At 65.3% G+C, this 11,821-nt stretch carries 11 protein-coding genes; 8 read left to right on the top strand and 3 right to left on the bottom strand.

The window, feature by feature from the left end:
* Positions 1-30: 30 nt before the first annotated feature.
* Positions 31-903 carry a YihY/virulence factor BrkB family protein gene (locus GHT07_RS05695; RefSeq protein WP_153584103.1) on the top strand — a complete coding sequence of 291 codons (873 nt, stop codon included), beginning with the start codon at positions 31-33 and terminating at the stop codon, positions 901-903.
* A 12-nt stretch (positions 904-915) separates the two neighbouring features.
* Here the strand turns inward: GHT07_RS05695 and GHT07_RS05690 are convergent, their stop codons facing one another.
* Positions 916-2,118 (bottom strand): MFS transporter, encoded by a 1,203-nt coding sequence (locus tag GHT07_RS05690; protein WP_153584102.1) that lies wholly within the window; start codon positions 2,116-2,118, stop codon positions 916-918.
* A complete protein-coding gene (locus tag GHT07_RS05685) occupies positions 2,115-3,659 on the bottom strand; it encodes a YifB family Mg chelatase-like AAA ATPase (RefSeq protein ID WP_153584101.1) in 1,545 nt (514 codons plus the stop codon). Before GHT07_RS05685 ends, GHT07_RS05690 begins: the two co-directional genes overlap by 4 nt.
* 224 nt (positions 3,660-3,883) lie before the next feature.
* Here GHT07_RS05685 and GHT07_RS05680 point away from each other — a divergent pair, with 224 nt between their 5' ends.
* The 7 genes from GHT07_RS05680 to GHT07_RS05650 all read left to right on the top strand — a co-directional run bounded on the left by GHT07_RS05680 (position 3,884) and on the right by GHT07_RS05650 (position 10,807).
* Positions 3,884-4,621, top strand: a complete 738-nt coding sequence (locus GHT07_RS05680) for a TorF family putative porin (RefSeq protein ID WP_323740813.1) — start codon at positions 3,884-3,886, stop codon at positions 4,619-4,621.
* A gap of 28 nt (positions 4,622-4,649) precedes the next feature.
* Positions 4,650-4,988, top strand: a complete 339-nt coding sequence (gene glnK / locus GHT07_RS05675) for a P-II family nitrogen regulator (RefSeq protein WP_153584100.1) — start codon at positions 4,650-4,652, stop codon at positions 4,986-4,988.
* A gap of 34 nt (positions 4,989-5,022) precedes the next feature.
* Positions 5,023-6,576 carry an ammonium transporter gene (locus GHT07_RS05670; protein WP_153584099.1) on the top strand — a complete coding sequence of 518 codons (1,554 nt, stop codon included), beginning with the start codon at positions 5,023-5,025 and terminating at the stop codon, positions 6,574-6,576.
* Between the two features lie 110 nt (positions 6,577-6,686).
* A complete protein-coding gene (locus tag GHT07_RS05665; RefSeq protein ID WP_153584098.1) occupies positions 6,687-7,634 on the top strand; it encodes an SMP-30/gluconolactonase/LRE family protein in 948 nt (315 codons plus the stop codon).
* A gap of 61 nt (positions 7,635-7,695) precedes the next feature.
* Entirely contained in the window at positions 7,696-8,781 is a 1,086-nt protein-coding gene (gene glcE / locus GHT07_RS05660; RefSeq protein ID WP_153584097.1) for a glycolate oxidase subunit GlcE, read from the top strand.
* Positions 8,782-8,788: 7 nt separating this feature from the next.
* Entirely contained in the window at positions 8,789-10,030 is a 1,242-nt protein-coding gene (glcF, locus tag GHT07_RS05655) for a glycolate oxidase subunit GlcF (RefSeq protein WP_153584096.1), read from the top strand.
* A gap of 66 nt (positions 10,031-10,096) precedes the next feature.
* Complete coding sequence (locus tag GHT07_RS05650) at positions 10,097-10,807, top strand: helix-turn-helix transcriptional regulator (protein ID WP_153584095.1); 711 nt, start codon at positions 10,097-10,099, stop codon at positions 10,805-10,807.
* Between the two features lie 23 nt (positions 10,808-10,830).
* On the opposite strand, the gene GHT07_RS05645 is transcribed toward GHT07_RS05650, so the two are convergent.
* Positions 10,831-11,709: a LytTR family DNA-binding domain-containing protein gene (locus GHT07_RS05645; protein ID WP_153584094.1), complete on the bottom strand. Its 879-nt coding sequence runs from the start codon at positions 11,707-11,709 to the stop codon at positions 10,831-10,833.
* Positions 11,710-11,821 lie beyond the last annotated feature (112 nt).

The raw sequence follows: 11,821 nt of genomic DNA, 5'->3' as shown, positions 1-11,821 counted from the left end.
TGCGGCAGGGCTCGGCCCCAAGCTAGCCGAATGGAGTCTTTGGCCGGTCACATCCCTCAATGGCTGCGCACAGCGGCGGCGCCCTTGCGGCCGGTCCTGCGCGCCGCGAGGCTGTGGAGCGACGCAGACGGCTTGCGCATGAGCGCCGCCATGTCGTTCTACGGCATTCTCAGTCTCGCTCCCCTGCTGATCGTGATGGTCGCGGTGCTTGGCTGGTGGCTTGACCGCGATGTTCTGGAAAACGGAATCGTCTCGCAGATCGGTGCGGTCGTGGGCGATCAGGGCGGGGCGCTCGTGAAGCAGGCGCTGGCCAGCGCGAAGAAACCTTCCGACGGAATCCTGGCGTCCATCCTCGGATTCGGTGTGCTGCTATTTGGTGCAACCGGCGTCTTCACGGAACTGCAGGAAGCATTCGAGCGCCTGTGGCGTCACGGGCGCACTGAGCCGGCCCGGCAGAAGTGGTGGCACGGCGCGTCGCTGCGTCTGCGCGGCGTTGGTTACATCCTCGCGTTTGGCTTCATGCTGCTCGTGTCGCTGGTGTTCTCCACGATGCTGGCCCTGTTCTCAGGTTGGGCCGGCGCCTGGATGGGGTTCGAAGCGGTGCTTCGGGTCGTCAATGAACTGGTTTCCTTCATCGTCAGCGCTGCGCTATTTCTTGCATTGATGCGAATCAGCTCAGGGCCCAAACCACCAATGAAGCTGTTGATCGTTGGTGCCGTAGCGGGCGCCATCCTGTTCACCATCGGCCGTCAGCTCATGACGCTGTACCTGTCCACGGCGGCAGTCGTGTCGGCTTATGGCACGGCGGGCTCGCTCATCGTCTTGCTGATGTGGATTTATTTTTCGTCGGCCGTGCTGCTGTTCTCGGCCGGTTTCGCACGGGCGCTGGAAGAAGAGCGCTGAGAGCAGCCAACCTCAAGCCGGCAACAGCGACTTGCGCTGCGCCATCGCCAGCGCAATGACAGCAACCACCCCCGCACCCAGCATCACCCACAAGCCCCAGCGATACCCGTCTTGCGCAGTCCAGAGCACGCCCAGCAACAACGGCGCGGCGGCGCGAGCGATCGCAGTCGGGATGCCCAGCGCGCCGTTGAGAGATGCGACATGCTCGCGGTTCACGTACTGCGCAATCGCTGTACCCTTCACGATCGTCATCATGCCGTTGCCCATGCCGTAGAGCACCACGAACACCAGCGCTGTCCAGCCGTGACCACCGCCCGCAATCAACGCGCCGAGCCCGAGCGGAATCAGCACCGGAATCAACCGGTTAGCCAGATGCAGGTCGAAGCGATGCTCGAAGAAATACAGCAGCAGCCGCCCGAATACCTGCAACACACCGATGCTCGCTGGGATCGCGATGACCCATGCCTCCGACAGCCCTGAGCTGCGCAAGAGGCTGATCATGTGCGGCGGCAAAGCGGACGTCACCGCCATCATGCAAATCACGAACACGCCGATCAGCAGGAACGGCGCACTGCGCAAGTACACACCCGGCGACGCAACTTTGTGATCATGCGAGTGATCGACAGGGCCTGGCGCATTGCGCAACTGCACCGCATGCAGCGGCGCACAGACCAGAACCTGCATCGCCGCCAGTACCCACAGCGCATGCCGCCACCCGAGCTGCGAAATCAGCAGCGACGACAACGGAATGAACACCGTACTGGCCAGCCCGCCCAGAAACGTGATCGTGATGATCGCTCGGCGAAAGTCACTGGGAAACCGGCGTGTGGTCACCGCGAACACAGGGCTGTACAGCGTGGCGGCCAACCCGGCACCCATCACGATCCAGACGGCGTAAAAACCTGTGAGCGTCGAGATGAAGCTGTGCGCCAACAGGCATGCAGCCACGAGCAGCGAGCCACCCGTCATCACGGCGCGCTCATGGCCGCGATCAATCCACCGGCCGACCGGGTAAGCGCAAATGCCTTCGGCCAGCAGCGCGAGGCTGAAGGCAAGAGACGACTGCGCGCGCGTCAGGCCCAGCTCGCGCTCGACGGGCTCGAGCAGCAGGGAGAACGTGTAGAACACGCTGCCCCAGGTGATGAGCTGCGCGACGGACAACCAGCCCACGAGCCGCCGGTTGTGCGTCGGCGATGGGATGGCGGCTTGCGTCATCCGGTGATTGTCGCCGCGAGTGCGCGCCGGTACTGCACGGCCTCTGCCACGTGCGCAGTCTGCGTCGTGGCGGATGCGGCCAGATCGGCAATCGTGCGCGCTACTTTCATCGCGCGGTGAGTGGATCGCGCACTCCACCCCAGCTTGGCCGCAGCCACGTTCAGGAATCTGGCGGCAGCAGCATCGAGTTCGATATGTGCGTCGATCTCCTTGCCCTGCAGCGCCATGTTGGGTCTGCCCTGGCGCTTCATGGCCCGCTCCCGAGCGCCTTCGCAGCGCTCGCGGATCGCAGCCGTTTCTTCACCCGGCGGCGCGTCGAGCAGTTCAGCCGATGCAATCGTCGGCACTTCCACATGCAAGTCGATGCGGTCCAGCAAAGGCCCGCTCAATTTGCCTTGGTAGCGCAGCACCTGGTCGGGCGTGCAGCGGCAGGCCTTGGTCTGCGAGCCGCGCCAGCCACACGGGCACGGGTTCATCGCGGCGATCAATTGAAAGCGCGCTGGAAATTCGGCACGCCGAGCAGCGCGCGAGATGGTGATGGTCCCGGTCTCCAGCGGTTCGCGCAGCGCCTCCAGCGCGGCTCGCGAGAACTCCGGAAATTCGTCCAGAAAGAGCACCCCGTTGTGCGCGAGCGAGATCTCGCCGGGGCGTGGCGGCGAGCCGCCGCCCACCAGTGCCACCGCACTTGCCGTGTGATGCGGGCTGCACGTTGGCCGCAGCGACCAGCGTTCTTGCCTGAACTGCCCCGCCAGGCTCGCGATTGCCGCGCTTTGCAGTGACTCATCGACCGTCATTGCAGGCAGCAGCCCGGCAAAGCGCTGCGCAAGCATCGACTTGCCTGAGCCGGGCGGGCCCAGCATCAACACGCTATGACCGCCCGCAGCCGCAATCTCCAGCGCCCGCTTGGCCGACGCTTGGCCCTTCACGTCAGAAAGGTCGGGGTAACTCGCCGGGATCGCAACGGGCGCGGCCACCACACGCGACCAGCCAGTGGATGGCTCGGCCGTCGCGCCGGCTGCGCCTTCCGGCAGGAACTGCTGCACCACGTCGAGCAGGTGATTGGCGCGGTACACGTGCGCCTGCGGCACCAGCGCCGCCTCTTCAGCGCTGCCGGGCGGCAGCACCATCTTTGCGGCCCCGCCGCCCCCATGCACTGCCAGGCTCATGGCCAGCGCGCCACGTACGGCACGCAATTCACCAGACAGCGAGAGCTCGCCCGCGAATTCATGGCCGGCGAATTTCGATCCATCCACTTGCCCGCTGGCCGCCAGGATGCCCAAGGCAATCGGCAAGTCGAACCGCCCCGAGTCCTTGGGCAGCTCGGCCGGCGCCAGGTTCACCGTGATGCGTTTGTTGTGCGGAAACTCCAGACCGCTGTTCTGGATGGCGCTGCGCACCCGCTCCCGCGCCTCCTTCACTTCCGTGTCGGCCAGCCCGACCAGCGTGAAGCTGGGCAGCCCATTGGCCAGATGGACCTCTACCGTGACAGATGCCGCCTGCAGCGCCACCAGGGCGCGGCTTTGCACCAAAGACAAGCTCATCGATTCATTCCTCCCCATTCGAGTGCAATTATTGTTGGCGCGACGGCCAGACGCCCTTGATGCACCGTCAAGGTGCGTCTTGAGTGCAATCTTCCGTATGCGCCGCGATGGTGCTCAACGGCGGCCAGTGGGGATACGTGGACTGATGTGCCATACGTGTGACTTATGGCACGCGTCCTGCTAAGGGCTGAGTCGGTAACTCTTTTCATCCTCAGGAGAACTCAGTGGAACTCAAGATCGCACAAAAAATCGTCGTGGCTGCCCTTGCCCTTTCTGGCGCCGCTTTTGCCCAAACCAAGGCTCCGGAGCCGGACTACACGCTGTCGTACAACGTGGGCGTCGTCACCGACTACCGCTACCGCGGCATTTCGCAGTCGCGCCTGAACCCGGCCCTGCAAGGTGGCATCGACTACGCCCACAAGAGCGGCTTTTATGTCGGCACCTGGCTGTCGACCATCCAGTGGATCAAGGACGCTGGCGGCGGCTCCGATGTCGAATGGGACATCTACGGCGGCTACAAATTCCCGCTTGGCGACGTCGGCATGGACGTTGGCGTCCTGCGCTACCAGTACCCCAGCCACGGCCTGGCAGTCAGCCCGAACACGACGGAACTCTATGTGGCCGGTACGGTGGGCGTCTTCACGCTGAAGTACTCGCATGCCGTCACGAACACGTTCGGCTTCTTCGACAGCAAGAACTCCAGCTACCTCGACGCGAGCGCCGCGATTGACCTGGGTGACGGCTACTCGCTCACGCCGCACATCGGCTACCAGAAGATCAACAACTTCTCGGCCGGCTCGTACCTGGACTACGCGCTGACGCTGGGCAAGGACTTCGGCAACGGCTTCAGCGCCACGGCCGCCATCATTGGCACCGACGCCGACAAGACCGTCTATCTCACGCCGTCCGGCAAGTTCACGGGCCGTGCAGGCCTGGTGCTCGGCGCGAAGTACAGCTTCTGAGCACGCGGGCGAGAACCAAGGAGAAATCATGAAACTCGTAACGGCGATCATCAAGCCATTCAAGCTCGACGAGGTGCGCGAAGCCCTCTCGGGTATCGGCGTGCAGGGCATCACGGTGACAGAAGTCAAAGGCTTCGGGCGCCAGAAGGGCCACACCGAGCTGTATCGCGGCGCGGAGTACGTCGTTGACTTCCTGCCCAAGGTGAAGATCGAAGCGGCCGTGGCCGACGACCTGGTGGACCGCGTGATCGAGGCCGTCGAGGCAGCGGCGCGCACCGGCAAGATCGGCGACGGCAAGATCTTCGTGTACGACCTCGAGCAGGTTGTTCGCATCCGCACTGGCGAGACAGGCAAGGAGGCGCTGTAACCCGGCGACCGTCCTTCACAAGAAAGAAACGAACATGAGAAAACTCCTTGCTACCCTCGCCCTGGGCCTGGGATTGATGACCGGTGTTGCGTTCGCGCAGGCACCGGCGGCAGCAGCTTCCGCTCCTGAAGCTGCCGCATCGGCTGCTGCACCCGCAGCTTCCGCTCCTGCTGCGATGGCGTCGGCACCTGCTGCCGCTGCCTCCGCTCCCGCAGCCGCTGCATCAGCACCCGCTGCTGCAGCCTCCGCGCCGCCCGCACCCGTTCCCAACAAGGGCGACGTGTCGTGGATGATCGTGGCGACCTTGCTGGTGATCATGATGTCGATCCCCGGCCTGGCCCTGTTCTACGGCGGCCTCGTGCGCAGCAAGAACATGCTGTCGGTGCTGATGCAGGTCTTCGTGACCTTCTCGATGATCGTGGTGCTGTGGTGCCTGTACGGCTACAGCCTGGCGTTCACCGAGGGCAATGCCTACATCGGCGGCTTTGACCGGGTCTTCATGAAGGGCCTGTTCGATCCGGCAACCGGCACGTTCGCGATGGGCGCTACCTTCAGCAAGGGCGTTGTGCTGCCTGAGCTGCTGTTCATGGCCTTCCAGGCAACGTTTGCTGCCATCACCTGCTGCCTGATCATTGGCGCGTTCGCTGAGCGCATCAAGTTCTCGGCCATGCTGCTGTTCATGGCGCTGTGGTTCACGTTCAGCTACACCCCGATCGCACACATGGTGTGGTTCTGGATGGGCCCGGACGCTTACGCCACCAAGGAAGTGGTCGATGCGATGAATGCCAAGGCCGGCCTGATCTGGCAGTGGGGCGCGCTCGACTTCGCAGGCGGCACCGTGGTGCACATCAACGCAGCTGTTGCAGGCCTCGTGGGTGCCTACGTGATCGGCAAGCGCATCGGCTACGGCAAGGAGTCGCTCACGCCTCACAGCCTGACGCTGACGATGGTCGGTGCCTCGCTGCTGTGGGTGGGCTGGTTCGGCTTCAACGCAGGCTCTGCGCTGGAAGCAGGCAACTCCGCTGTGCTCGCCTTCATGAACACGTTCTCGGCCACCGCCGCTGCCGTGCTCGCATGGTGCATGGGTGAAGCGCTGATGAAGGGCAAGGCCTCGATGCTGGGGGCTGCGTCCGGTGCCGTCGCTGGCCTCGTCGCCATCACGCCGGCTTGCGGCAACGTGGGCCTGATGGGCGCACTGGTGATCGGTGTCGTTGCCGGCTTCGCCTGCCTCTGGGGCGTCACGGGCTTGAAGCGCATGCTGGGTGCTGACGACTCGCTGGACGTCTTCGGCGTCCACGGTGTCGGCGGTATCGTCGGCGCGCTGCTCACGGGCGTGTTCAACAGCCAGGCACTCGGCGGCCCGGGCCTGGTCAGCGACTGGGTCACGGCCACCGTGAGCTCGGTGCCGGTGATGGACCAGGTGTGGATCCAGTTCAAGGCCGTGATGGTCACAGTGGTCTGGTCTGCCGTGGTGTCGTTCATCGCGTACAAGATCGTCGACATGACCATCGGCCTGCGTGTGACGGAAGAAGAAGAGCGCGAAGGCCTCGACATCTCCTCGCACGGCGAGACTGCTTACAACCGTTGATCAAGAGTTAGGTTAGGTAACAGAGGGAAAGTCTCCTTTGGATGTTCGGCCCGCAGCGCCTGGCGCTTGCGGGCCGTTTTTTTTGTGCGCGGCCTGCCCCACAATGCCTCATGCCCAACACCCATGAAGCAGTGACGTGGTCGCCCGTCACCACCCGGCCCGACCTGCTCGGCGAGTCCCCGTTCTGGCATCCGGTCGAGCGCAAGCTGTATTGGGTCGATATCGACGCGCGGCAAGTGCGGCGCATGGATCCGGCCGGCGGGCAGATCGAAAGCTGGGCCATGCCGCAGGAGCCCGGTTGCATGGCGCCGGCGCAAAGCGGCGGGCTCGTCATGGCATTGCGCGACGGCATCTACCGGGCCGCGAGCTGGGGCGGCGCGCTGACGCTCGTCGCACGCTTCGCGCATGACACCGCTACAACGCGCTTTAACGATGGCAAGGCCGACCCGCGAGGGCGCTTTTGGGCCGGCACGATGTACGAGCCGCGCGATGCGCGCAAGGCCGAGCTCTACAGCATCGACCTGCGCCACATGCACGGCTCGCCGCCGGCGCCCCTCATCGAGACGAAAGCGGGCAACGCGATCATCGCGAACGGCCTGGCCTGGTCACCCGACGCCACGACGGTGTACTGGACAGATACGACGCATCACGTGATCAGCGTCTGGGACTGGGATGCGCAGAGCAACGCCATGGCCAACCATCGCGTGTTCAGGCAGTTTCCCGGCAGGCCCGCGGGCTGGAAGCCCGGCGAGCCAGGCTATGGCGGCAGGCCTGATGGCGCGAGCGTCGATAGCGAAGGCAATTACTGGGTCGCGATGTTCGAGGGTGGGCGCGTGCTGAAACTGTCCCCCGCAGGCGAGGTGCTCAGCGACATCGCTATCCCCGTGCGTTGCCCGACCATGCCGTGCTTCGGCGGCGATGACCTGCGCACCCTGTATGTGACGAGCGCATCCAAGAACCGCTCTCCGCAAGAGCTGCACGAGATGCCACTCTCAGGCTGTGTGTTGTCGATGCGGGTGGACGTGCCGGGCCTGCCCGTCAATTTCGTCAGCGGCTGATTTCAAAAACATCACGCGCCTGCCCGTGTTGGTGCGGTGCAGGCCCGCTTACCATCGCGGCATGGACCCGTTGCCCGAAATCATTGAACGCATTCGCCTCGCGGCGCAGGAACGCACGCCTGTGCGCATTCGTGGTGGCGGCAGCAAGGACTTCTATGGCCAGCCGCCGCAGGGGGAACTCCTTGACACACGTGTGCTGTCAGGCATCTCCAGCTACGAGCCCAGCGAGCTGGTCGTCACCGTGCGCGCAGGCACGCTGCTGGCCGAGCTGGAGGCCGTGCTGGCGCAAAGCGGCCAGTGCCTGCCCTTCGAGCCGCCCCACTTCGCGGGGCACGCCACCGTCGGTGGCATGGTCGCAGCGGGCCTGAGCGGGCCGGCGCGCGCGAGTGTGGGCTCGGTGCGCGACTACGTGCTCGGGCTGACGATGATCAACGGCCGCGGCGAGCAGCTCACGTTCGGCGGGCAGGTGATGAAGAACGTGGCGGGCTACGACGTGTCGCGGCTCATGGCCGGCGCGATGGGCTCACTGGGCCTGATCACCGAGGTGAGCCTGAAAGTGCTTCCGGTTGCGCCTGCCGAAGCCACGCTGAAATTCCAGATGACGCAGGCGCAGGCGCTGCAGCAGTTGAATGAATGGGCAGGGCGCCCGCTGCCTTTGAACGCCAGCTGCTGGGTCGAAGACGGCGGCGGCACGCTGTACTTGCGGCTGCGTGGCGCGGTCGCGGCGGTCGATGCTGCATGCAAAACGCTGGGCGGCGAGCGGCAGGACAACGCCGCCGTCGCAGCGGACTGGGCCGCCTGCCGTGACCAGACGCTGCCGTGGTTCAACGAGCGCGGCGAGCGTGACTTGTGGCGGCTGTCGGTCGCGCAATCTGCGCCCGTGCTCGACTTGCCCGAGCCGCCGCTTGTCGAGTGGCACGGCGGGGAACGCTGGGTGCGCGTCGCGCCGGGCGAGGGCGAGCGACTGCGCGAGGTGGCCGCCAATGCAGGCGGTCATGCCACGCTGTTTCGCGCAGCCCGCGCGGGCGATGAGGCGCAACGCATCGCGCCACTGACGCCGCCCGTCGCGCGCATCCATCGCGAGCTCAAGCGGGAGTTCGATCCCGCCGGCATCTTCAACCCCGGCCGGCTCTACGCCGACTTCTGAGCGCGCGATGCAGACAAACCTCAGCCCCGAATTCAAAGGCACTGCCGACGGCGATGAGGCCGAAGCGATCCTGCGCAAGTGCGTGCACTGCGGCTTCTGCACGGCGACATGCCCCACCTACCAGTTGCTGGGCGATGAACTCGACGGACCGCGCGGGCGCATCTACCTGATCAAGCAGATGCTGGAAGGTGAGGCGCCGACAGAAAAGACGCAGATGCACCTGGACCGGTGCCTCACCTGCCGCAACTGCGAATCAACCTGCCCGAGCGGCGTCGAGTATGGCCACCTCGTCGATATCGGCCGGCGCATCGTCGAGGAAAAAGTGCCGCGCACGTCTTCATCAAAGCTCATGCGCTGGACGCTGAAAGAAGGCCTGACGTCCAGCGCGTTCGCACCCGCGATGGCGCTCGGCAAACTGATGCGGCCGCTGCTGCCATCGATGCTCAAGGACAAAGTGCCGGCGTCACAACCATCTGGCGCCTGGCCCACGCGCACGCACGCACGCAAAGTGTTGATGCTGGCCGGTTGCGTGCAGCCGTCGATGATGCCCAACGTCAACACGGCCACTGCGCGCGTGCTCGACGCGTGCGGCATCCAGACACTGGTGGCAAGCAATGCGGGCTGCTGCGGCGGCGTGAAGTTCCACCTCAATGACCAGCCGGGCGGCCTTGCGCACATGCGCGCGAATGTCGATGCGTGGTGGCCGTACGTGGAACGCGGCGAGGTCGAGGCGATCGTGATGAATGCGTCCGGCTGCGGCGTGACGGTGAAGGAATATGGGCATCACCTTCGCCATGACGCTGCGTATGCCGACAAGGCTGCGCGCATCAGCGAACTCACGCGCGATTTGAGCGAGCTGCTGCCAGACCTCGTCGCGTCGCTCGCGGGCAAGGTCAACGTGCCGAAGGCGCCTCTGGCCTATCACCCGCCATGCACGTTGCAGCACGGCCAGAAGCTGCGCGGCGGCGTTGAACACGGGCTGTCGCAACTCGGATTCGATGTGCGCATCGCGATGAACGAGTCGCATCTGTGCTGCGGCTCGGCCGGAACTTACTCGGTGCTGGAGCCGGTGATCTCCCACCAGCTGCGCGACCGCAAGCTCAGCCATTTGTCCGAGCTCAAGCCGGCGGCGATCATCTCGGCGAACGTGGGCTGCATCACGCACCTGCAAAGCGGCACGGCCACGCCGGTGCGCCACTGGATCGAAGTGCTCGACGACGCTTTGGCGGCAAGTTCCGCTGGCTCCTGACACCACCGTGTCAGCAGGGTGCGTCCAGAGTATCCTTCCCTCTGGAATCGCCAACAGGCCCCGACCATGCGCCGTGCCGACCGTCTCTTTCACATCATCCAGCTCGTGCGCGGCAGGCGCCTGACCACCGCGGCCTACCTCGCACAGCGCCTCGAAGTCTCTGAGCGCACCATCTATCGCGATATTGCCGACTTGCAGCATCAAGGCGTTCCGCTCGAAGGTGAAGCGGGCGTGGGCTACCGCCTCGGCGCAGGGTTCGATTTGCCGCCCATGATGTTCACGCAGGACGAAGCGAAGGCGCTCGTTGCATCGGTGCGCATGGCACAAGTCTGGCTCGACCCGGCCATGGCCGAAGCGGCGCAGGACGCACTGGGCAAAATCATGTCGGTGCTGCCCGTTGAGGCGCGTGTCGCTGCCGAAGCGCTTGCCGTGTACGCGCCGTCCGGCGGTTTTTCGAGCACCACACAGCGCACGCTGCAAACCTTGCGCGAGGCCGTGCAGGAGCGGCGCAAGGTCTTCATCAACTACCGCGACCTGAGCGACAAGCCCAGCGAGCGAACGCTGCGGCCACTCGGCTGCTTCTACTGGGGCAAGGTCTGGACGCTGGCCGCATGGTGCGAACAGCGCAATGACTTCCGCACGTTTCGCGTCGATCGCGTCACGTATGTGCGCAGCCTTGACGATCGCTTTCGCGATGAGCCCGGCCGCACCTTCGCCGACTACACGCGCCTGACCGATTCGCAGTCGGCCGAGCGGGGCTGGGCAACGGCGCACTAGTGTTAACAGGCCCTCGCGCCGCGCTAGCCGGCCGCGGCGCCCAGCGCGTCGCGATACCGCCTGCTGCACGGCACCACGCTGCCGTCCTTCATCTGCAGCCTGGCATCGCCCGAATCGACGGGTTCGATTTCGGCGATGCGGTCCAGGTTGACGGCGTAGCTGCGGTGCACGCGCACGAACCTCGCCGGATCGAGCTGACCCAGAAAATCCGAGAGCGTCGAGCGAAGCAGGTAGTCGTGCCCGTTCACGCGCAGGCCGATGTAGTTGCCCTGCGCCTGCAGCCAGTCGATGTCGGCGGCGGCAATGAGGAATTCGCGGCGCAGCTTGCGCACCAGAAACCGCTCGGGCCGCGAGGCGGGCGCCGGCGGCGGATCGCCCTGGGGTGATTCCGGCGCGTCCAGCACGCGCGCTTCGCCCTGCAGCCGCAGCAGCACGAAGCGATAGCTGAACAGGGCGATCAGGATCAGCACGTAGCTGCGCACGTCCTTGAGATATTCGTAGGCCAGTGTGAGCAGCCTGCCGGGTACGGGGAAAGGTGCGCCCATCAAGCTGTATGCGACGTAGCGCAAGGCCTGGGTCACCGCCACATGCGCCAGGCAAAACAGGAGGCTGCCCAGCACGTGTGCGCCCACGTTGCGCGGCGCGGTGGCCAGCCGCAGCGGGAAGCGGCGCTCGAAAGCGACGATGCACGGAATCAGCAGCCCGACGGCGAGGTTGCTCGTGATCTCCCACGCCCACGGCTCCCAGAAGGCATGTCCGTTGACGCCGCGGCCCAGGTCGATCCAGGTCACAGTGCTGTTGAAGACGACCTGCGCGCCGAGCACCACCGCCCAGAAGGCGACTTCGGCAAAGCGCCGCCAGGGCTGGTAGCGGCGCAACAGGGCCATCGTCGGGTCGTCCATGGCCGACAAGTCTAGGGCCGGCAACAGGTTTTTCGTCACTGCACGGCCACCGCTCGTCCCAAACTGCCGTCGGCTCGTCCCATAGTTGACCGCCGCTGCCCTGCGCGTATCG

Origin of the sequence: Caenimonas koreensis DSM 17982, from assembly GCF_009646335.1 — a bacterium.
Lineage (GTDB): Bacteria > Pseudomonadota > Gammaproteobacteria > Burkholderiales > Burkholderiaceae_C > Ramlibacter > Ramlibacter koreensis.
This window is presented reverse-complemented; position numbering and strand designations above follow the sequence as displayed.